We start from the raw sequence: 20,115 nt of genomic DNA, 5'->3' as shown, positions 1-20,115 counted from the left end.
GCCCCGCATCGCTCGTTCTCCCGGAGGTTCCCCGTGCCACAGATCCTGGTCGACCACTCGGCCGACCTCGACTTCGACCGTCAGGGCTTCGCCGCAGCGGTCCACTCGCTGATCGGCGAGGTCATCGACACGACCGTGGCCGAGTGCAAGACGGTGTTCCGCCCGGCCGCGCAGTACCGGGTCGGTGACGGTTCGCCCGGGCAGGCGGTGGTCCTGGTGGAGATCAAGATCCTGGCGGGCCGGAGCACCGGACAACGGGCCGAGCTGACGGCGCGGGTGCTGGCCCTGCTGGAGGCGTCCGTCGCCGTGCCCGCGCTGCTCGGCGTGGAGGTCACCGAGCTGGACCGGGAGACGTACCGCTTCGTCCACCACCCCGGGCGGTAGCCCGCCCTCGGGCCGCCGGGCGGAGCCGGACTCCCTCGCCGGCCCGCAGGCCCGGGCCCGGCGGCGGACCCCGCTTCCCGCGGGTCCGGGAAGCGGGGTCCGCCGTCACGAACTCCTCCCCTCAGGCCAGCACCTTGGCCTTCGCCTTCTCGTACTCCTCGTCGGTGAGGTGGCCCTGTGTCTTCAGGTCGGCGAGCCGGGCGAGTTCCGCGGCCGCGCTCGGCTTCTCCTCGGCGGTCTGCCGGACGTAGGAGCGGAACTCCTCGTCGTGCTTGCGCGCCCGGGCGAGCTCGCGCTGACCCATTCCGGAGCCACGGGCGATCAGGTACACGAAGACGCCGAGGAACGGCAGGAAGATGACGAAGATCAGCCAACCGGCCTTCCCCCACCCTCCGAGGCCGTCGTCCCGGAAGATGTCTCCGATGATCCGGAAGAGCAGCATGAACCAGAGGATCCAGAGGAAGAACCAGCACATCGTCCAGAACACGTTGAGCAGCGGGTAGTCCGCGGCCAGGTTTTGCACTGCAATGTCCATCGTCGGTCTCCTGTCCGACTCCTCCCACGACCGGTCTCGCATCGCGTGGGGGCGGCACCACCGTGGGTGCCTCGCCGAGTCGGGCCCACCGGGTGGGAACCGGGTGCGCCCGGCGCCGGTCCGTGAGCGGGCCCCGGCGGGCGGAGGCGGCAGCGCCCCGACCCACCGGACCTGCCGCCGGGCAGGTGCGGCGAGGTCGGCCCCGGTCGCCGGACAGGCGTCCTCCTCGGTGGCCGATCGGCACGCCCCACAAGCGGACCCGACGACACTGCGGGCACTTTTTCAGACTAGCCCTCCCCCGGGCACCGGCGCTCGGGGAGCGGCGCCGGGAAACCGGCGCCCGGGGACCGGCCTCCCCGCCCGGGCCCGGGCCGTCGGGGACCGGCTGCCGGGGCGGCCGCCGCAACGGAGTGCGACCGTCACCCATCCGGCCTATGGTCGATGGAGGGGGCACGGCGTTCGAGCAGTCCGCTGCTCCTCAGCTGCGGCGTGCCGGCTCCCGCCCACCGAAGGAGATGGCCCGGCATGAGCAGCATGACCAGCCCGTCCGAAACCCCCGTTCTCGACACACTCGCCGCCATGACCCTCGACTCGGTCGAGCGGTGCGGCCTGCCGATGGACACCTTCCTCCTCACCCGGATCGCCGCGCTCGTCGCGATGGACGCGCCGCCGATGTCCTACCTCGCCCACATCGGCGCCGCCGACGGCACCGACCTGACGGCCGAACAGCTCCAGGACGTCCTGGTGGCCATCGCGCCGATCGTGGGCACCGCCCGCGTGATGTCGGCGGCCGGCCACATCGCGGAGGCGCTCGGCCTGGCCATCGCCGTGGCCGAGAGCGACATGACGTCGGGCGCCTGATCGTCCGTCGCGGCGAGACCCCCCCGGTCGCCGGCACCGACGGTTCGGGGCACCCCGTGACCGCGCGCCCCGGACCGCCGGCACCGGGCGAAAGCTGAGGAGGCGCGGAGGATGGCGTCCCGTTCCCTCGCGAGTGCCCGGTGGGCCGCCCGCGCGGCGTTGGTCTGCGCCCTGGGTGCCGTCGCGGTCCTGGTGGCCGTGGTCGGAGCCGGCGGCTTCCTGGTGGTCGCCATCGGGCTGGCCGGCCTGGCGCTCACCGCGGCCGGCACCTGGTGGGTGGTGTCCCACCACGGCGCCGTGCGGCTGGCCGGCGCACTGCTCGTGATCGCGGCACCCACGGCCGTCGTGGTGGCCTACGCCAGGGCCGACCTGTGGCCGGCGGCACTGGGCGCCCTCGCGCTCTGGGCCGTCGCCGTGCTGCTCGCGCGCCGGGCCCTGCGAGGGGCCCGGCCCTTCGACGGCATGCGCGCGGTCGCCCGCGCGCTCCCCCGGCACCCCGTGCTGATCATGAATCCGAAGTCCGGCGGCGGCAAGGTCGGCCGGTTCGGCCTGGTCGAGCGGGCCGAGGCGCTGGGCGCCCGGGTCGTCCTGCTGGACCCGACGGTCCGGGTGGACGTCGCCGCCCTCGCCCGCCGTGCCGTCGCGGAGGGCGCGGACCTGCTCGGCGTGGCCGGCGGCGACGGCACCCAGGCCACGGTGGCCGAGATCGCCGCCGAGCACGACCTGCCGTTCCTGGTGATCTCGGCCGGGACGCGCAACCACTTCGCCATGGACCTCGGCCTGGACCGCGAGAACCCGGCCCGGTGTCTGGACGCGCTCACCGACGGCGAGGAGCTGCGGGTCGACCTGGGCACGGTGGGTGGCCGGCCGTTCGTCAACACGGCTTCGTTCGGCGCGTACGCCGAGATCGTGCAGAGCCCGCAGTACCGCGACGCCAAGGCCGGGTCGGCCCTGGGCGCCCTCCCCGACCTCCTCCTCGGAAACTCCGGCCACCCCCTGGAGGCGGTGCTGCCCGACGGCACGCGACTGACCGCGCAACAGGCGCTGCTGGTCAGCAACAACCCCTACGCGGCCCCCGAACCGACCGCCGTGGGCAACCGCCGGCCGCGGCTGGACCGCGCGACGCTGGGGGTCGTGGGGATCCGGGTGGGCAACGCGTCCCAGGCCGCCGGCGTCGCGCTCCGGGGCACCCGGGCGGCGGGCCTGCGGGTCCTGACCGCCCCTCGCGTGGTCGTCGACGCCGACGCGAACCGGATCGCGGTCGCCGTGGACGGGGAGGCGCTGCAGCTCGCGACCCCGGTCGTCTGCGCCGTCCGTCCGGGTGCCCTGCGGGTGCTGGTGCCGCGCGACCGCCCGGGTGCTCCGGTGGCCAGCCCCACCATGGACTGGCGCGAGGTCGCCGGCCTCGCCTTCGGCCGCCCGCCCGGAGCATCCCGGACGTCCCGGCGCTTCCGGACCTCCCGGACCTCCCGGACGTCCCGGGGCGAGTGAGCGGCACCGCGTCACACCCGCGCCGGGGGCGCATGAGTGCAGCCGCGCGCCGGTTGCGACCTTCAACCGCTCCTTGCTGCCCCCGTGCGTGTCGTCGGCCCCTTGGCGGAGCGCGGTAGGGCCCGCACACTCCGAAGGGGCTCTCGGCCGCAGACCCCGCAGACCGGCGAGGTGCGGATCAACGGTTCAGCCGTCAAGAGCTTCGCCTTCGACACCACCGGCCACGGCCTGCGCAGCATGGGGTACGTCGAACAGACCGCGGTCTTCACCACCCTGCTGGACCACTCCGTCACCCTGACCTTCGCCGGCACCAACCCCGGCTACGGCGGGCCCGTCGTCGACGACGTCAGGATCCAGAGCTGCCTGCTCGTGCTCTGCCCGCCCTCCTCCTGACGCACCGTCCGCGGCGAGCGGGCCGGCGGGTCACCGGGCGGCGGGGGCGGGCCCGGCCGCGCTCAGGAGAGGTCCCAGGCGTCGATCGTCAGCATGCGGTCCGCGGGGCAGGCGGCGATCCGGTCGGGGTGCAGCTCCAGGAGGAAGGCGCCCGCCGTGGGACCGGTGCCGGGCGCCCCGGTCGCGGCGAGCAGCGGCAGCACGTCACCGGCCCGGGCGGTGAAGCGGCTCGGATAGCCGTTGTGCGCCAGCCGGACGGCCTTGCCCGCGGCGACGAGTCCGGTCAGCCAGTCCAGGCCGCCCAGGCCGATCTCCCAGTGGCCGAGCAGTGCCGCCCTGCGGGCCTCGTCCCCGGCGCCGTCCCGCTGCTCCGGGGTCTGCGTCGATATACCGATCCACCAGCCGAGCACGCGACGCGTCCTTCCGTCCGCCACAGGTCACCGGCAGCGTAACCCGGTCCGACCGCGCTGTCCGGCGAAACCGGCCCGGGGGGCGATGTCCGACGGTCCCGCCCCGCCCGCCGGCCGGGCCCCGCCTCCGCCGCCGGTCTCGCTGCCGGTCTCGCCCCCGGCCGCGGATCGGCCCCGGACCGGCCCGTCGGAGGCCTGGACGTACCACGAACTCGCCGTGCTGCGGGGAGATTTCGCCGGGATACCCCTCGCATGAGCGAACCCTCCCCCGGCCACGGTACGGCAGGGCCGGGGCAGGGCAAGTCTGGTGCCTGTACCCACCCGGCCGGGCCGTTCCCGTCGGCGTCCGGGGTTCCGTGGAACATGCGACAGGACGACGGCGAATCGGCTATAAAACACTGCTACTGATCTTTCGTCAGAAATGTCCCGGACATTCCGGTTGTCCCGCTCCCGGGGCGGCCTCGTCGTGCACCCGTCACGCCGGAGCCCCGCACCGGCGCGGTACGGCTCCGGAACGCCCGCCCCCCACGGCCCCCGGCACCGCCGGAGACCGACCCCGACCACTGCCCGCTCCTTCGACCGCTTGAGGATGCTGATGCTTCGTGCTGGATCGTCACCCGGAGGCCGACGCCCGGCTCCCGTACTCGTGTGGCTGCTGCCCACGGTCGTGACGGCGGGCGCCGCTGTCGTCGCCGCGCTGGTGACCTCCGCCGGCGCCCGCACGGGAGTCCTCTGGTGCGGAGCCGTGGGCACCGCGGCGGTGGCGGTGGTGGCCGCCGAGACGGCACGCCGGGGCCGCGCCCTGGCCGCCCTGCGCGAACGGTTCGCCCTCCAGGAGAACGAACTGCGCCGCCGGCTGGCCCAGCAGGAGGCCGAGACGCTCCGGCTGGCCCGGACCGGCCTGCCCGAGGCGGTCGCCCGGCTCCAGCGCGGCACGTCGACCGACGAGGTGCTGAGGTCCTACGAGTCCCAGGACACCGGCACCGGCCCGCAGTTCCAGGCCGCCCGGCTGGCGGTGCTGCGCAGCATCCTGGAGGCCGTCGACAACGAGGAGGGCATGCGCGAGAACGCCCAGCGGGCCTTCGTCAACATCGCCCGCCGCGTCCAGGCGATCGTGCACCGGCAGGCCCAGGACCTGCGCGAGATGGAGGACCGGCACGGCAACGACCCGGCGGTCTTCGACGACCTGCTGCGCCTGGACCACGGCAACGCCCTGATCGGCCGCCTCGCCGACAGCATCGCCGTCCTCGGCGGCGCCCGCCCCGGCCGCCAGTGGAGCAAGGCGGTACCGCTGTACAGCGTGCTGCGCGGCGGCATCTCGCGCATCCTGGACTACCGGCGGGTGGAACTGCACCCGGTCTCCGAGGTCGCCGTGGTCGGACCGGCCGTCGAGCCGCTCATCCACGCGGTCGCCGAACTGCTGGACAACGCCACCCGCTACTCCCCGCCGCAGACCAGCGTGCACCTGACCGCCGTCGAGGTGCAGACCGGTATAGCGATCGAGATCGAGGACGGCGGTCTCAGCCTGAGCGAGGAGGGCCGGGCCCGTGCCGAGCGGATGCTCCTGGACGCGCAGGCCGGCATCGACCTCAACGACCTCGGTGAGACCCCCCGGCTCGGCCTGGCCGTGGTCGGCCGGCTCGCGCAGGCCTACGGCTTCCAGGTCTCGCTGCGCCCCTCCGCCTACGGCGGGGTGCGCGCCGTGCTGATCGTGCCGCAGGAGCTCATCACCACGGCCCCCGCCACCGGCCGGGCCCACGGCATCGGTGCCGCCGCCAACCCCCGGCCGGCGCCGGACACCGCGCCCCGCCCGTCGGAGCGCCCGCGCCCGGTGGCCGCCTCGCGGCCCTGGGGCTCGCGGACCGTCACCGCCTCCGCCTCCGGGTCGTTCCCGGTGGACGGCGACATCCCGGTGGTGACCGAGCGGACCGCGAACGGCCTGCCCCAGCGCCGCCGCCACGCCGCGCCCTCCCGGCGGGGCGCGGCCGAGCCCCCCAGGATCGCCGCGGCCCCCCGGGCCCCGGAGCCGGTCCGGCCACCGGCCCAGGCGCCGGTCCAGCCCGGCATGTGGCTGGCCGCGTTCCACGAGGGCGTGAACGGCCACACGCCGTCCGCCGACGCGGCCGGCCCCACCAGCGAAGAGTCGGCAGGGAAGAGCGAGCAGTGATTCAGCAGCGGAGCAACATGGACTGGATGCTCAAGGATCTGGCAGACAGCGTCCCGCACACCCGGCACGTCGTCGTACTCTCCGCCGACGGTCTGCGCATGGCCCAGCACGGCACCGACAACGACACCGCCGACCGGCTCGCCGCCGCCTGCGCCGGTCTGCAGAGCCTCGCCGCCGCGGTCGGGCACGAGTTCCCGCACAGCGACGGCCGGATGCGGCTGGTCGTGATCGAGATGGGCGGCGGCTTCTTCTACCTGATGGCGGCCGGTGCCCGGGCGTACCTGGCCGTGCTGGCCGACGAGGGCGTCGACGCGGGGCTGATGGGCCAGCGGATGCGCGACCTGGTCGCCCGGATCGGCGAGCATCTGAGCACACCGGCGCGCAACGGCGGGCAGGTCGCGTGAGCGCAGCCGACCAGGACTGGGACGACGGAAAACCCGAACGTCTCTACGTGATCACGCGCGGCCGCAGCGGGTTGGCCGAGCAGACCACGTTCGACCTGGTCACCCTGATCGTCTCCCGCGCGCAGCCGGCGCCCACGATGCAGCCGGAGCACGCGGCGATCCTGCGGATCTGCGGCTCACCGCTGTCGGTGGCCGAGATCTCCGCCTATCTGCGGCTGCCGATGAGCGCGGTCGCCGTGCTCCTGGCGGACCTCCTCGGCGAGCAGCTGATCGAGGCCCGCACGCGTGTCCCCCAGGCAGTCCTTCCCGAGCGCGCCCTACTGGAGGCGGTGATACATGGACTTCAGCGACTCTGAGACGGCCTTGGGGCCGCAGAGCGCCGACCTCCTCCCGGCCTCGGCCACCACGGCGGTCAAGGTGGTGATCGTGGGAGGCTTCGGGGTCGGCAAGACGACCCTGGTCGGCTCCGTGAGCGAGATCCGCCCACTGACCACCGAGGAGACGATGACGCAGGCCGGAGCCGAGGTCGACGACACGGCCGGGATCGAGCGCAAGACCTCGACCACGGTCGCGATGGACTTCGGCCGGATCAGCATCAACGAGGAACTGGTGCTGTACGTGTTCGGCACCCCCGGGCAGGAGCGGTTCTGGTTCCTCTGGAACGGCCTGTTCGAGGGCGCCCTCGGCGCCGTCGTGCTCGTCGACACCCGCCGGCTCGAAGTCAGCTTCGAGGTGATCGGGCGGCTGGAGGACCGCGGCGTGCCGTTCGTCGTCGCGGCCAACACCTTCCCCGAGTCGCCGGGTTACCCGGTCGAGGAACTGCGGGCCGCGCTCGACCTGCCGCCCGAGGTGCCGATCGTCGCGTGCGACGCCCGCACCCGCGAATCCAGCCGCGACGTCCTCCTCGCCCTGATGCGCTACCTGTACGACCTCCCGGTGCCGTCGGCGCGGTGACCGCCCGGCCACCGCCCGCCCCGCCCCTGCCGAGGCTTTCTCACACCCGCCGTCGCCCGCCCCGCACCCGGCCCGTTCACGACGACCGTTCACGACGACCGCGCGCGAGGACCGCCTGCCGGCGACCACCTCGCCCCGACCCCGGAGACACCGTGACCACCCCGTTCCCTGACGACGCGCTCCCCACCCCACCGCCCGGGTGCCCCGCCCACGGCCCGGGCACCGGTGGCCTGGGCGCCGGCGGCCTCCGCCGGCTCTACGGGCCCGAGGCCGAGGCCGACCCGGCCGGCCTGTACGAGAAGCTGCGCGCCGAACACGGCGAGGTCGCACCCGTCCTGCTGCACGGCGACCTCCCGGCCTGGCTCATCGTCGGCCACTCCGCGAACCTCATCGCGATGCGCACCCCCTCCCGCTTCTCCCGGGACTCCCGCCGCTGGGCGGCCTTCCAGGACGGGCTGGTCGCCCCGGACTCCCCGCTGATGCCGGTGATCGCCTGGCAACCGCTCTGCGTGTTCGCCGACGGCGAGGAGCACAAACGGCTGCGCGGCGCGGTCACCGACGGCCTGAACAGCTTCGACCGGCGCGGCGTCCGACGCCACGTCACCCGCTTCACCGACCAGCTCGTCCAGGAGTTCGGCCCCACCGGCCGGGCCGAGCTGGTGACCCAGTTCGCCGAGCACCTGCCGATGCTCGTGATGACCCAACTGGTCGGCATGCCCGAGGAGTACGGCCCCCACCTGGTGGAGGCCGCCCGCGACCTGATGAAGGGCACCGAGACGGCCATCGCGAGCAACGACTACGTCGTCGCGACGCTGCGCCGGATGATGGAGCGCAAGCGGGTGTCCCCCGGCGCCGACCTGGTGTCGTGGCTGATGCAGCACGAGGCCGGGCTCACCGACGACGAAGTCCTGGAACACCTGCGGGTCGTCCTGCTCGCCGCGAACGAGACGACGGTCAATCTGATCGCGGACACCCTCAAGATGGTCCTCACCGACCACCGGTTCCGCACCCACCTGTCCGGCGGCCACATGACCCTGCCCGACGCCCTGGACCAGGTCCTCTGGGACTCGGCGCCGATGTCGCTGGTCGCGGGCCGCTGGGCCACCGGCGACACGGAACTCGGTGGCCAGCAGATCAAGGCCGGCGACATGCTCCTGCTCGGCCTCGCGGCGGGCAACGCCGATCCGGCCGTCCGCCCCGACCCGACCAAGCCGCTCCACGGCAACCGCTCCCACCTCGCCTTCGGCGCCGGCCCGCACGAGTGCCCCGGCCAGGACATCGGGCGGGCCATCGCCGAGACGGGCATCGACATCCTGCTCACCCGCCTGCCGGACCTCCACCTCGCCGTCGAGGAGGAGGAGTTGACCTGGACGTCCGCCTGGATCTCCCGCCATCTGTCCGCCCTCCCCGTCCAGTTCACCCCGCGGACGGCACCCGAGGAGGAGCCGACGGCCCCCGCCCCCGTCGTCAGCACACCGGCGACCCGGGGCGCCGTACCGGCCACGCCGCCGGCCGCTCCGGCCGCTCCGGCCGCTCCGGTCGGCCCTGCCGAGCCTGCCGCCGGCGACGCGCCCGTCGTCACCGCCACCGCCACCGTCCCCGGGCCGCGGCGGTCGTGGTGGGACTCGCTCACCCGGTGGCTCCGGCTCTGACCCGGCGGCCCCGAGCGGGCCGGTCCCGGGCCGTGCGGCAGACTCGCCGCGCGGCTCGGGACCGGCCCGCTCAGAGCTCCGCAGCGCCGAGGTCGACGGCGGCCGTGCCGTGCAGCACCCGCCCGGCCGCCCGCGCCTCCTCCAGACTCCGGGTGAAGAGTTCGATCCGCCCCTGCGGCGCCAGGGACATCAGGCCGGGCGGCCACGTCCCCGGCGGCACCACGAGGACGATGACCCGTCCCCGGTCCTCGGCCGCCGACACCCAGCCGGCCGAGGCCTCGACCGGCGAGGCGGGCTCCCACACCTGCCGCCCCCCGACCAGTACCAGCCTGGCCAGCAGCGGCCCGCGCACCTCCACCACCGCGGTCGTGTCCGGTGGCTCGCCCGCCGCCAGTGTGAATCCGCTGTCCACCAGGTTCTCGACGAGTTCACCGTGCAACGCGGGGCCGACCTCCACGATCACCTCCGCGAACGGCGGCCCGTCCGCCGTCTCGCGCACCGCCAGTGCCCACACCATCGGCGCCCGCTCCGGACCGCCACCCACCTCACCATCCATGCCCTGTCAACGACTCAGCGGCCCGAGCGGAGCGGGTGGGTGCGGTGCGGTGCCGGGAGGTACGGACGGGGCCGCGGACCCGACGGCCGCCCACGCCGAACGCCCGGCCGGGAATCCCCGGCCGAGCGTGGGCGCGGACAGCTCGTGGTCCGGTCGACTCACCGCGTGGTGCGCCGACCCCTCGAAGCCGCGCTGTCGGGGCGGCCCGAGGTCCTTCGGTGGGTCGGGGTCAGAACTGGGTGCTGACCGTGACGCCGCTGAAGTCGGTGACGGCGTACAGGCTGAGGTAGCGGTAGCCGGCGGTGGGGTTGGTGACGGTGAGGGACTGGGTGGTGCCGGTGCCGGTGGACGAGGCGGTGAAGGCGCTCGGCGAGGCCCAGGTGTCCGCGTTGTAGTACAGGTGCGCGGTACCGGTGCCGCCGGAGGTGGTCACCTTCAGCGTGGTGGTGCCGGCCGGCAGGTAGACGTACAGGTAGTCGCTGTTGCCGGCGGTCGCGGCGCGGCCGGTCCGCGAGCAGTTGCGTCCCATCGCGTCGGCGCGCTGCTCGGTGCAGGTCGGCAGGGCGACCGGGGCGGCGGTCACGGTGACCGAGGCCGGGGTGGTGGCGGTCCTGCCGGTGGTGTCGGTGGCGGTCAGGGCGACGGTGTAGGTGCCGGCCGCCGCGTAGGTGTGGCTCGGGTTGCGCTCCTCCGAGGAGGTGCCGTCGCCGAAGTTCCAGTGCCAGGAGGTGATCTGGCCCGGGCCGGTCTGCACGGACCGCTCGGTCACGTTGACGGTCGCGCCGTTCACCGACGTGTCGAACAGCGCGGTCGGGCCGGTGGCGTAGCAGGCGCCGGCGGCGCAGGCGGTGAGCCAGGCGTCGAAGTCGGCGTCGTAGGAGGTGCCGAGGTTGTTGTAGACCGCGTAGCCACCGGTGTAGTCACCGACACGGAAGCGGCTCAGCATGGTCTGGACGTCGGCCGGGTGCTTCTCCAGCATGTACCGGACGGCCAGGTAGCCCCACGGGTAGACGCGGGTCGAGTCCGAGTTGCCGTAGGTGTTCTGGAAGATGGTGCTGAGCTTGTAGGTGTGCTGGGCGGCCTGGGCCATCGCGTCGGTGTCGGTGGTGGCGCGGTAGCTGTAGGACATGTACTCGGCGAGGCCCTCGACCCACCAGATGTCCGGGACGGACGTCTGGGTGGTGAAGTTGCCCTTCATGTCGTAGATGCCGTCGAGGTAGTGGGTGTACTCGTGGTTGAGGTTCCACACCCGGGCGGGGTCACTGTTGTTCCAGGCCTTCTGGTACATCACGTTCACGGCCCGGTTGTTCGGGTCGGTCGGGTCCATGACGGTCTGGCCGCCGTTGTCGGTCGAGTTGCCGAAGATCGCCCACGAGTAGGTGGTGTAGTCCGTCTTGTTGGCGAAGATCCCGAGGGTGACGGTCTTGTTGTACTGGTTCGGGATCGGCCCGTTGTCCTTGACCACGTTGTGGAAGAACGCGTCCTCGTGGCGCAGGCTCTCGCAGACGGTGGCCAGTTCGGCGGCCGACAGGGCCTGGGCCTGGATGGTGCGGTTGTCGCAGACCAGCTGGTTCGGCAGGACCACCGAGGTGAGCTTGGCGGGCAGGTTGCAGATGTCGTAGTACGAGCACTGGCTGTTGTTGTAGATGGTGGCCTGGAAGGCCGTGTGCACGTACAGCGACGCGTCGGCGGTGAGCAGCGGCGCGGCGTTCAGCACCTGCTTGACCAGCGGCTTGGCGGCGGCCTCGACGGCGGGGCTGCTCCCGGCCATCCGGGCCAGGTCGTTGCCCGCGTTGGTGTCGAGGACGGCGTTGGGCCCGCTGAGCAGGTCCTTGTGGTTGATCGCGAAGTTGGCGAGGGAGGTGACGAGGCTCGGGTCGGCGCCGAGCGCGTTGACGAAGTTCGGGTTGGTGTTGCCCCGCCAGAGCGGGAACCGCAGCACGGAGTTGACCGCGTTGACCATCTGCGGGAACGCGTTGTAGGAGTTGGAGTAGTCGTCCAGCACCCGCTTGTAGACGCTCAGGTAGTCGGCCTGGATGTTGGCGCTGTCGGTGAGCGTCAGCACCTCCTTGAGCACGCCGCCGTTCTTGTCGGTGACGTCGTGCCAGCGGGCGGCGGCGAAGAACGCGTCCAGGCCGGCCTTGACGGCGGTGGTGAGCTCGCTGGTGTACGGGCCGGCCGCGTCGGGGTAGTAGGACTGGATGTAGTAGCCCACCCGGAGGTAGAGCACCAGCTGAAGGATGCCGGTCGAGTTGTCGCCGGTGTAGGTGGCCGCCAGGTCCTTGAAGGCGGCCGCGACGGTCAGCATCCGGGACTGCTTGAAGATGCTCGCGTCGGTGCCGCCGTTGTTGAACAGCGCGGACACGCAGTCCGTCGTCGAGCTCTTGAGGAACGCGACCAGGTCGGCACCGGTGTGGCCGGCGAAGTCGGCCGGGGTGCAGCTCTGCGCGGCGGCGGCCGCGCCCGACTGGGCCTCCGCCGCCAGGGACTTGGGCTGGACGGGGGCGCTCTTCGCGGCCGTGGTGGCCGGCTCGCCCATGAGGGTCTCGCTGAGCAGCGCCCGGGGCAGCGGAGCAGCGGGCGCTGCGTGGTTCTCGGACCCGGTGGGCGCGCCGGCGGCGGACAGGCCCGCCGGCCTCGCGGCGGCGGCGGCCACGTCGGCGGCGGTCGCGGTCGCAGCGGTCGCGGTCGGAGCCGGTGCGGCGGTGACGGCGACGGGCGCCGCGAAGGCCTGGGCCGGCAGCACGGCGGTGGCCGTGGCACAACAGGCGACGACGCCGGCTGCGAGCGTGGAGAGGCGTATGCGCAGGTGCACGCTGAGTCCTTCTTCGAGTGGGGGCAGCCTGACGTGGGGTCAAGCTGAGTGAAGGAGATTGGCGTGGATCCTGGCACCGAATGAAGGTCAGAACAATGTCACAGGTCATATCGCATAGCATTTTCAGCCAACTCGTGGCTCACGACGGCCCCCGGGGTGGCTGACCTGCGACGGTGGAGGCCGGGGCGGCCCGGCGTGCCGGCGCCGGACGGCCGTAGCGTCACGGGCCGGGAGCTCGCCCGCCGCCCCGCAGGCCGGCCGGCAGCGCGGACTGGGCCGGTCTTCGCCCCGGCGCGGGCCGCCGCGGAGCCCGCCGAACCCCCACGGCCGGCCATGCCGAACGCCCGACCGGGAGAACCCCGGCCGGGCGCGTGGTCGGACTCATCGTGGCTTGATCAACTCATCACCTGGTGCGGCGTTCCCTCGAACCCGACGTCGTTGCGCACCTCCAGGCCGAGGACGTCGCGATAGGAGCAGCCGAGGGCGTCGCGGTGGAAGCCGATCGCCTTGTCGTGGTCGTCGACGGCGACGAAGCACCGCGCGAGCCCGATGCCCGTGGCGCCCGGGCTACGACCGCGCGACGGCGCCCGCCGCTCCGTTCCTGACCGGCCGGGTGTGGATCTTGGCGATACAGGCCGGGACGTCGACGCCGTCCTCGTGGCTGCGGGCCCGGTAACTGCTCGGGTTCTCGCCGACCAGCTCGGTGAAGCGCGCGCTGAACGAGCCGAGCGACGTACAGCCGACCGCGAAGCAGACCTCGGTCACCGTGAGGTCGCCGCGCCGCAGCAGCGCCTTGGCCCGCTCGATGCGACGGGTCATCAGATAGCTGTACGGCGTCTCGCCGAAGGCCGCGCGGAAGCTGCGGGAGAAGTGGCCCGACGACATCAGGGCGTCGCGCGCCAGGGCCGGGACGTCGAGCGGTTCGGCGTAGTCGCGGTCCATCCGGTCGCGGGCCCGCCGCAGCCGGACGAGATCGTCGAGGTCTGGCCGTTTCACCCGACCAGTCTCCCACAGCGCCCGCGGCCGGGGGCGAGGGCGGGCGGCGACCGCACGGACACCGTCGCCCTCGCGGGCGCCGCGGCCCGCCCGGCCGCCGGTCGGGTCGCGGCGCAGGAGCGGGCGGTCACGGTGTCCGCGAGGGCGAGCGGTGAGGTCAGGCTCCGACGTAGGCGGCGAGGTGCTCGCCGGTGAGGGTCGAGCGGGCGGCGACGAGGTCGGCGGGGGTGCCCTCGAAGACGACCCGGCCGCCGTTGTGACCGGCACCGGGGCCGAGGTCGATGATCCAGTCGGCGTGCGCCATCACCGCCTGGTGGTGCTCGACGACGATGACCGACTTGCCGGAGTCGACCAACCGGTCGAGCAGACCCAGCAGTTGCTCGACGTCGGCGAGGTGGAGGCCCGCGGTCGGCTCGTCGAGGATGTAGACGCCGCCCTTGTCCGCCATGTGGGTGGCCAGCTTGAGCCGCTGCCGCTCGCCCCCGGAGAGGGTGGTGAGCGGCTGGCCGAGGCTGAGGTAGCCGAGCCCGACATCGGCCAACCGCGCGAGCACGGCGTGCGCGGCCGGGGTGCGCGCCTCGCCGGCGCCGAAGAACTCCTCCGCCTCGGTCACCGACATCGCGAGCACCTCACTGATGTCGCGCCCGCCCAGGCGGTACTCCAGCACCGCCGCCTGGAACCGCTTCCCCTCGCACTCCTCGCAGGTGGTGGCGACGCCGGCCATCATCGCCAGGTCGGTGTAGACGACGCCGGCGCCGTTGCAGGTGGGGCAGGCACCCTCGGAGTTGGCGCTGAACAGGGCCGGCTTCACGCCGTTGGCCTTGGCGAACGCCTTGCGGATCGGGTCGAGCAGTCCGGTGTACGTCGCGGGGTTGCTCCGCCGGGAGCCGCGGATCGGGCTCTGGTCGACCGAGACCACACCCTCGTCGGCGGCCTGCCGGCCCCTGGCCAGCGATCCGTGCACGAGCGAGCTCTTTCCGGAGCCGGCGACGCCGGTGACGACGGCCAGCACCCCGAGCGGGACGTCGACGTCGACGTCGCGCAGGTTGTTGGTCGTCGCGCCGCGGATCTCCAGCCTGCCGGTGGGCTCGCGCACCGTCTCCTTGACGCGGGCCCGGTCGTCGAAGTGGCGGCCGGTGACGGTGCCGCTGGCCCGCAGCCCCTCGACGGTGCCCTCGAAGCAGACGGTGCCGCCCGCCGTACCGGCGCCCGGGCCGAGGTCGACGATGTGGTCGGCGATCACGATCGTCTCCGGCTTGTGCTCCACCACGAGCACCGTGTTGCCCTTGTCCCGCAGCCTCAGCAGCAGGTCGTTCATCCGCTGGATGTCGTGCGGGTGCAGGCCCGCCGTGGGCTCGTCGAAGACGTAGGTGGTGTCGGTCAGCGCGGAGCCGAGGTGGCGGATCATCTTGACGCGCTGCGCCTCGCCGCCGGACAGCGTGCCCGACGCCCGGTCGAGCGCGAGATAGCCGAGACCGATCTCCACGAACGAGTCGAGGGTCCGCCGCAGCACGGTGAGCAGGGGCGCCACCGAGGGCTCCCGCAGGCCGCCGACCCAGGTGGCCAGGTCGCTGATCTGCATCGCGCAGGCGTCGGCGATGCTGATCCGCCCGATCTTCGAGGACCGGGCCCCCTCGGCGAGCCGGGTGCCCTCGCACTCGGGGCAGGTGGTGAAGGTGACCGCCCGCTCCACGAACGCCCGGATGTGCGGCTGCAACGACTCCTTGTCCTTGGACAGGAACGACTTCTGGATCTTGGGGATCAGCCCCTCGTAGGTGAGGTTCACCCCCTCGACCTTCACCTTGGTCGGCTCCCGGTAGAGGAAGTCCTGCATCTCCTTCTCGGTGAAGTCGCGGATCTTCTTGTCGGGGTCCAGGAAGCCGGACTCGGCGTAGACCCGCACCGTCCAGAAGCTGTCCGACTTCCACCCGGGGATGGTGAACGCGCCCTCGGCGAGCGACTTGGAATCGTCGTAGAGCTGGGTGAGGTCGATGTCGGAGACGGCGCCCCGGCCCTCGCAGCGCGGACACATCCCACCGGTGCGCTCGAAGGTCGCCTTCACCGTCTTCTTGGCACCGCGCTCCACGGTGATGGCGCCGCTCGCCCGGACCGAGGGGACGTTGAACGCGTACGCGCTGGGCGGGCCGATGTGCGGCTCGCCCAGCCGGCTGAAGAGGATGCGCAGCATCGCGTTGGCGTCGGTGGCGGTGCCGACCGTGGAGCGGGGGTCGGAGCCCATCCGCTGCTGGTCGACGACGATCGCGGTGGTGAGCCCTTCGAGGACGTCGACCTCGGGCCGCGCCAGCGTCGGCATGAAGCCCTGCACGAAGGCGCTGTAGGTCTCGTTGATCAGCCGCTGCGACTCCGCCGCGATCGTGCCGAACACCAGGGAGCTCTTGCCGGAGCCGGAGACACCGGTCAGCACCGTCAGCCGGCGCTTCGGGATCTCGACGCTGACGTCCTTGAGGTTGTTCACCCGCGCGCCGTGCACGCGGATCACGTCGTGGCTGTCGGCGGCGTGCGGCGCAGGCGGCTGCGAATCCGTCCTCGTGGCCATGGTTGTCGTCTCTCCATCCGTCATGCGGGCCGCCTTCGCGGTCTCCGTCGGCGTCGCCCGACTCGATCCAACCAGCTTCGGCCGGTCGTCCGGTTCCCTCGGTCGGCGCGGCCTCCCGGCCGCACTGTCGCGCGGCAGTACGGCCGGGGCCGATTCCCTGGCCGTCCGTGCAGCTCGTGGCGTCGGCCCTGTCCGGGGCCGCCGGACGGCTCAGCGGAGTTCGTTGACCCGGATCATGTTGCCGGCGGGGTCGCGGAAGGCACAGTCGCGGGTGCCGTACGGCTGCTCGGTCGGCTCCTGGGCGACCTCGGCGCCGCCGGCCTTCAGCCGGGCGAAGGTGGCGTCGAGGTCGTCGGTGGCCAGGACGAGGCGGGCGTAGGTGCCCTTGGCCATCATCTCGGCGATGGTGCGGCGCTCCTCGTCGGTGGTGGCGGGGTCGGCCGCCGGCGGCTCCAGGACGACGGACGTACCGGGCTGGTCGACGGGGCCGACGGTGATCCAGCGCATGTCGCCGTAACCGACGTCCTTGCGGACCTCGAAGCCGAGGATGTCGCGGTAGAAGGCCAGCGAGGCGTCCGGGTCGGTGTGCGGGAGGAAGGTCCAGTGAATGGTGAGGTTCATGGGGAAGAGGCTAGGCGCGGCTGTGCGAGCGGGGCTTCTCGAATCCTGATCGGTTCGGGTCCTGGTCGCGCGACGCGGGAACGCGGCGGTCGGACGGCGACGGCGGGACGCCCGGGCCCCGGGGGTCTCTGGGCCCCGGGGTCCCTGCTCCTGAGTCTCTGCGCTCCGGCATGATGATGGCTCGAACGGGGGTGCGAAACAGGCGTGCCCCGGATCCGGGAGAGCAGGGGGGCCGATGAGGTATCCGGTGGCAGTGGCGGTGGCGGTGCTGACCGCCGCCGTGGCGGTGGCGGGCTGCGGAAGCGTGCGCACGGGCGACGCCGGGGCGGGGGCCGGTGGGGCGACGGTGCCGGGCGCGACCGGCGCGAGCGCCACCGCGCCCGACTACGCGGAGCAGGCCCGGCAGGGCGCCGCCGAGCACGACCGGCTCTTCCCCGAGGTGGCGGCGCTGCGCTGCGAATCCGCCCGGCCGAGCCCCTCCGGCGGTACCGGGAGCGGCGCCCCGCTCGACCCGGAGGCGGCGAAGCACGCCGAGAACAGCATGTACAAGCAGACGGCGGCCATGACGGCGGCCGGTCAGTGCCGGGGAGCGGCGCACAGCGCGCGGATCACCGCCGCCCTCGCCGCCCGCGCCGGCGGCACGCCGCTGACCGAGGCCGACCTCCAGCGCCTCCTGGAGTCGCTCGGCTACCCCGCGACGAGCACCGCGGTCCACCGGTCCGGCAGCCAGCTCGGGTTCGACCTGTTCGTACCGGGCACCGGCCCCTGCGTCACCGGGCGGCTCGGCTCCCCCGTCGAGGTCCGGGCCCACGGACCCTACCTGGAGGGCGGCTGCACCGAGCCGAAGGGCGGGCACTGAGAGCTCGCTCGGACGCGGACCTACCGCCGGGGCGGTCAAGGGGCGGCCACCACGACGAGGACCGGCCGACCGGACCACCGGGAGGCCGTCCGCGGGCCGCTGACACGCCCACGGACGGCGGAGCGTCCCCCGTCGTGGCCGGCTCTTCGGATAGGGATGGCCCGTCCTCCCTCTCCTGCTCCGAAGGGCCCGCCATGTCCCCACGCACCTCCACGTCGCTGAAGTCCGCCGCACGCCTGGCGTGTTCCGTGCTGGCGCTCAGCTCCGTCCCGCTCCTGCTCGCCCAGCCGGCCGCGGCCGACAACGGGCCGAAGACGCCCGAGGAGTCCGCCGCCTGCCGGGGCGTGCTGAACACGCTGATCGGCGGCTCGCTGTTCGGCCCGGGAGGAGTCGGCGCCGTCTGCGCCGTCCGGCCGTCCGACGAGTCCGGCCAGTCCGCCTCCTCCCGCCCGACCACCCGTGGCTCCGTCAGCTACGACCTGCCGAAGATGCGGCAGGAGGTCGCCGAACTGCGCCGCAAGGCCGCCGCCCTGGACCGGCTCGGCGAGCACGAGGCGGCCCGGAAGGCCCGGGCCGAGGCCGACGCCCTCCAGCACCGGATCGACGAGATCGTCCGGGCCGAGGAGAACAACTGACCCGGCCGGACCGGGAACGCCGCCGCCCCCGTGCCGACCGCCGGCACGGGGGCGGCCCGTTGTGATCCACCCGGTGGACGACCGAGGACCGACCGCCTCGCCGCCGCCGGACGCCCGGCCGGCGCACCACCGTGGCCTGGGCCTCGGCCCTGACCGCCGCGCTGCGGCTGTTCACCCCCCACATGCCCTCAAGGAAGCAGCCGGGAAGGAGGGCTGACGTGGCGTGAGCATAGGATCCGATGGTTCGCGGAGCATCGATCCCGGCGGAGGCGCCCACCCATGTCCGATCAGCGCGTTGTCATCGTCACCGGCGGCGGTACCGGCATCGGGGCGGCCACCGCCCGGCTGCTGCGGGCCGAGGGCTGCCAGGTGGTGGTCTCCGGGCGACGCCCCGAACCGCTGGAGCGGGTGGCCCGGAAGACCGGCGCCGTCGCCCGGGTGTCGGACACCACCGACCCGGACGACGTCCGCGCGCTGGTGGAGGGAGTCGTGGCCGAGTTCGGGCGGCTCGACGGGATCGTGCTCAACGCCGGTGTCGGCCGGGGCGGCTCCGTCGGCGACGTCACCCTGGACGACTGGGAGTTGGTGATGCGCACCAACCTCACCGGTCCGTTCCTGCTCCTGCGGGCCGCCCTCCCGCACCTGCTGCGGTCGAGGGGGGCCGTCGTGGCGGTCTCCTCCGTCTCGGCCCTGCGCAACGGCGTCGGGAACGCGGCCTACGCCACCTCGAAGGCCGCGCTGCTGCAGCTCTGCCGCTCGCTCGCCGTCGACTACGGCCACCTCGGGCTGCGGGCCAACACCGTCTGCCCCAGCTGGGTGCGCACGGAGATGGCCGACCGCCGGATGACCCGGTTCGCGGACGAGGAGGGGTTGGCGGGCGTCGACGCGGCGTACCGGGAGGCGACCAGGCTGACCCCGGCCGGACGGCCCGGCGAGCCCGACGAGGTGGCCGCCGCGATCGGCTGGCTGCTCTCACCGGCGGCGAGCTATGTGAACGGCGCGGTCCTCACCGTGGACGGCGGGGTCACCGCCCTCGACCCGGGCACCACGGCCTTCGACTTCCGGCTGGAACCGCGGCGCGGCGCCTGAGCCGGCGGGGGCCGCGGACGGAGGCGACGGACGGGAGGGGCCCGGAGCGGCTCACCGGCCCTCCGGGGGAACCCGTGCCGAATCCGGCCCGGGGCACCAGGCATGAAACGGCCGATCCGGGTCAGACGGGGCACGCAGCACTCCCGCCCGTCGTCGACAAGGAGCCGTAGCGTGAGCGACACCTCCCACCTGCCCGGGGCACCGGACCACCGCTGGACCCGGCCGCAGCACGCCGCGTGCCGGAGCACCGACGGCAGCCGGTTCTTCCGGCACGTGGACGGCCCCGGCTCGGCCGACGCGTCCGAGGAAGCCGCCAAGGCCCTCTGCGGCGCCTGCCCGGAGCGGATCGAGTGCCGCCGCCACGCCCTCGCCGCACGTGAGCCCTTCGGGGTGTGGGGCGGGCTGGGCGAGGAGGAGCGCCATGCCCTCTTCGTCCACGACCTGGTGACCGTCGGCCCCGTCGCATGAGCTCGCCAGGGTCGGCCGCACCGCCGGACGGCTCCGCAGCGCCGGAGCCGGGGCCGACCCTGGGCCCGACCGGTCCCGGCACTGCCGCGGCCGGTCGGGCACCGGCAGCGCTGTGCCGCCGCCCGTTCCCCGAGGGGAGCGGGCGGCCGTCGTCGTCGGCGGGTCAGACGGGCCCGACCGGTGCGAAGGTCTCGCCGCCGGTGATCCACTCGCCGCGGCGCATGACGGCGACCAGGTCGTAGGTCTCGGAGTCGAGGACGACGAGGTC

20 protein-coding genes are annotated in these 20,115 nt (G+C 73.6%); 13 read left to right on the top strand and 7 right to left on the bottom strand.

All coding sequences use genetic code 11. The features are described from left to right. Positions 1-33: 33 nt before the first annotated feature. Positions 34-384, top strand: coding sequence for a 5-carboxymethyl-2-hydroxymuconate Delta-isomerase (locus tag ACFVYI_RS39740; protein WP_387894627.1), 351 nt, complete (start codon positions 34-36; stop codon positions 382-384). Positions 385-505: 121 nt separating this feature from the next. Here the strand turns inward: ACFVYI_RS39740 and ACFVYI_RS39735 are convergent, their stop codons facing one another. Further along, the gene (locus tag ACFVYI_RS39735) at positions 506-919 is read right to left on the bottom strand and encodes a PLDc N-terminal domain-containing protein (RefSeq protein WP_387894626.1); all 414 of its coding nucleotides are present in this window, start codon (positions 917-919) and stop codon (positions 506-508) included. Between the two features lie 534 nt (positions 920-1,453). Between ACFVYI_RS39735 and ACFVYI_RS39730 the strand changes: the two genes are divergently transcribed. The 3 genes from ACFVYI_RS39730 to ACFVYI_RS39720 all read left to right on the top strand — a co-directional run bounded on the left by ACFVYI_RS39730 (position 1,454) and on the right by ACFVYI_RS39720 (position 3,664). Then, a complete protein-coding gene (locus tag ACFVYI_RS39730) occupies positions 1,454-1,780 on the top strand; it encodes a carboxymuconolactone decarboxylase family protein (protein ID WP_387894637.1) in 327 nt (108 codons plus the stop codon). Positions 1,781-1,891: 111 nt separating this feature from the next. Beyond that, positions 1,892-3,271, top strand: coding sequence for a diacylglycerol/lipid kinase family protein (locus tag ACFVYI_RS39725; RefSeq protein ID WP_387894625.1), 1,380 nt, complete (start codon positions 1,892-1,894; stop codon positions 3,269-3,271). A gap of 171 nt (positions 3,272-3,442) precedes the next feature. Then, positions 3,443-3,664 (top strand): hypothetical protein, encoded by a 222-nt coding sequence (locus ACFVYI_RS39720; protein WP_387894624.1) that lies wholly within the window; start codon positions 3,443-3,445, stop codon positions 3,662-3,664. Positions 3,665-3,726: 62 nt separating this feature from the next. Here ACFVYI_RS39720 and ACFVYI_RS39715 read toward each other — a convergent pair whose 3' ends face one another. Continuing rightward, positions 3,727-4,074 carry a hypothetical protein gene (locus tag ACFVYI_RS39715; protein WP_387894622.1) on the bottom strand — a complete coding sequence of 116 codons (348 nt, stop codon included), beginning with the start codon at positions 4,072-4,074 and terminating at the stop codon, positions 3,727-3,729. Positions 4,075-4,669: 595 nt separating this feature from the next. Here ACFVYI_RS39715 and ACFVYI_RS39710 point away from each other — a divergent pair. The 5 genes from ACFVYI_RS39710 (at position 4,670) to ACFVYI_RS39690 (ending at position 9,251) form a co-directional block, all read left to right on the top strand. Then, the gene (locus ACFVYI_RS39710; protein ID WP_387894621.1) at positions 4,670-6,241 is read left to right on the top strand and encodes an ATP-binding protein; all 1,572 of its coding nucleotides are present in this window, start codon (positions 4,670-4,672) and stop codon (positions 6,239-6,241) included. Beyond that, positions 6,238-6,645, top strand: coding sequence for a roadblock/LC7 domain-containing protein (locus tag ACFVYI_RS39705; RefSeq protein WP_360629234.1), 408 nt, complete (start codon positions 6,238-6,240; stop codon positions 6,643-6,645). Before ACFVYI_RS39710 ends, ACFVYI_RS39705 begins: the two co-directional genes overlap by 4 nt. Continuing rightward, complete coding sequence (locus ACFVYI_RS39700; protein WP_387894619.1) at positions 6,642-7,001, top strand: DUF742 domain-containing protein; 360 nt, start codon at positions 6,642-6,644, stop codon at positions 6,999-7,001. The genes ACFVYI_RS39705 and ACFVYI_RS39700 overlap by 4 nt, the downstream gene beginning before the upstream one ends. Continuing rightward, complete coding sequence (locus ACFVYI_RS39695; protein ID WP_387894618.1) at positions 6,982-7,599, top strand: ATP/GTP-binding protein; 618 nt, start codon at positions 6,982-6,984, stop codon at positions 7,597-7,599. Before ACFVYI_RS39700 ends, ACFVYI_RS39695 begins: the two co-directional genes overlap by 20 nt. A 152-nt stretch (positions 7,600-7,751) precedes the next feature. Then, entirely contained in the window at positions 7,752-9,251 is a 1,500-nt protein-coding gene (locus tag ACFVYI_RS39690) for a cytochrome P450 (protein ID WP_387894617.1), read from the top strand. A 70-nt stretch (positions 9,252-9,321) separates the two neighbouring features. Here ACFVYI_RS39690 and ACFVYI_RS39685 read toward each other — a convergent pair whose 3' ends face one another. From ACFVYI_RS39685 to ACFVYI_RS39665, 5 genes are all read right to left on the bottom strand, one after another. Then, positions 9,322-9,795, bottom strand: coding sequence for a hypothetical protein (locus ACFVYI_RS39685; RefSeq protein WP_387894616.1), 474 nt, complete (start codon positions 9,793-9,795; stop codon positions 9,322-9,324). Between the two features lie 241 nt (positions 9,796-10,036). Further along, positions 10,037-12,622, bottom strand: a complete 2,586-nt coding sequence (locus ACFVYI_RS39680) for a collagenase (RefSeq protein ID WP_387894614.1) — start codon at positions 12,620-12,622, stop codon at positions 10,037-10,039. Positions 12,623-13,189: 567 nt separating this feature from the next. Further along, entirely contained in the window at positions 13,190-13,564 is a 375-nt protein-coding gene (locus ACFVYI_RS39675) for a helix-turn-helix transcriptional regulator (protein ID WP_387894635.1), read from the bottom strand. 211 nt (positions 13,565-13,775) lie between these two features. Continuing rightward, positions 13,776-16,175: an ATP-binding cassette domain-containing protein gene (locus ACFVYI_RS39670; protein ID WP_387894613.1), complete on the bottom strand. Its 2,400-nt coding sequence runs from the start codon at positions 16,173-16,175 to the stop codon at positions 13,776-13,778. A gap of 210 nt (positions 16,176-16,385) precedes the next feature. Beyond that, complete coding sequence (locus tag ACFVYI_RS39665; RefSeq protein WP_387894612.1) at positions 16,386-16,796, bottom strand: VOC family protein; 411 nt, start codon at positions 16,794-16,796, stop codon at positions 16,386-16,388. Positions 16,797-17,031: 235 nt separating this feature from the next. Here ACFVYI_RS39665 and ACFVYI_RS39660 point away from each other — a divergent pair, with 235 nt between their 5' ends. The 4 genes from ACFVYI_RS39660 (at position 17,032) to ACFVYI_RS39645 (ending at position 19,847) form a co-directional block, all read left to right on the top strand. Continuing rightward, positions 17,032-17,655, top strand: coding sequence for a hypothetical protein (locus ACFVYI_RS39660; RefSeq protein WP_387894610.1), 624 nt, complete (start codon positions 17,032-17,034; stop codon positions 17,653-17,655). A gap of 194 nt (positions 17,656-17,849) precedes the next feature. Next, entirely contained in the window at positions 17,850-18,290 is a 441-nt protein-coding gene (locus ACFVYI_RS39655; protein ID WP_387894609.1) for a hypothetical protein, read from the top strand. A 279-nt stretch (positions 18,291-18,569) separates the two neighbouring features. Further along, positions 18,570-19,379 (top strand): SDR family NAD(P)-dependent oxidoreductase, encoded by an 810-nt coding sequence (locus tag ACFVYI_RS39650; RefSeq protein WP_387894607.1) that lies wholly within the window; start codon positions 18,570-18,572, stop codon positions 19,377-19,379. Positions 19,380-19,550: 171 nt separating this feature from the next. Further along, positions 19,551-19,847 (top strand): WhiB family transcriptional regulator, encoded by a 297-nt coding sequence (locus ACFVYI_RS39645; RefSeq protein WP_387894606.1) that lies wholly within the window; start codon positions 19,551-19,553, stop codon positions 19,845-19,847. Positions 19,848-20,115 lie beyond the last annotated feature (268 nt).

The sequence above is a fragment of the Kitasatospora sp. NPDC058218 genome (assembly GCF_042882445.1).
Classification (GTDB): domain Bacteria; phylum Actinomycetota; class Actinomycetes; order Streptomycetales; family Streptomycetaceae; genus Kitasatospora.
Note: the sequence above shows the minus strand (reverse complement) of the source record. Positions and strands in the feature narration are given on the sequence as shown.

What these genes read in the sequence shown, in the direction of transcription:
- ACFVYI_RS39735 (WP_387894626.1), bottom strand. Translation starts at nt 919, where the DNA reads ATGGACATTGCAGTGCAAAACCTGGCCGCGGACTACCCGCTGCTCAAC.
- ACFVYI_RS39730 (WP_387894637.1), top strand. Translation starts at nt 1,454, where the DNA reads ATGACCAGCCCGTCCGAAACCCCCGTTCTCGACACACTCGCCGCCATG.
- ACFVYI_RS39725 (WP_387894625.1), top strand. Translation starts at nt 1,892, where the DNA reads ATGGCGTCCCGTTCCCTCGCGAGTGCCCGGTGGGCCGCCCGCGCGGCG.
- ACFVYI_RS39710 (WP_387894621.1), top strand. Translation starts at nt 4,670, where the DNA reads ATGCTTCGTGCTGGATCGTCACCCGGAGGCCGACGCCCGGCTCCCGTA.
- ACFVYI_RS39695 (WP_387894618.1), top strand. Translation starts at nt 6,982, where the DNA reads ATGGACTTCAGCGACTCTGAGACGGCCTTGGGGCCGCAGAGCGCCGAC.
- ACFVYI_RS39675 (WP_387894635.1), bottom strand. Translation starts at nt 13,564, where the DNA reads ATGGACCGCGACTACGCCGAACCGCTCGACGTCCCGGCCCTGGCGCGC.
- ACFVYI_RS39670 (WP_387894613.1), bottom strand. Translation starts at nt 16,175, where the DNA reads ATGGCCACGAGGACGGATTCGCAGCCGCCTGCGCCGCACGCCGCCGAC.
- ACFVYI_RS39665 (WP_387894612.1), bottom strand. Translation starts at nt 16,796, where the DNA reads ATGAACCTCACCATTCACTGGACCTTCCTCCCGCACACCGACCCGGAC.
- ACFVYI_RS39660 (WP_387894610.1), top strand. Translation starts at nt 17,032, where the DNA reads ATGAGGTATCCGGTGGCAGTGGCGGTGGCGGTGCTGACCGCCGCCGTG.
- ACFVYI_RS39655 (WP_387894609.1), top strand. Translation starts at nt 17,850, where the DNA reads ATGTCCCCACGCACCTCCACGTCGCTGAAGTCCGCCGCACGCCTGGCG.
- ACFVYI_RS39650 (WP_387894607.1), top strand. Translation starts at nt 18,570, where the DNA reads ATGTCCGATCAGCGCGTTGTCATCGTCACCGGCGGCGGTACCGGCATC.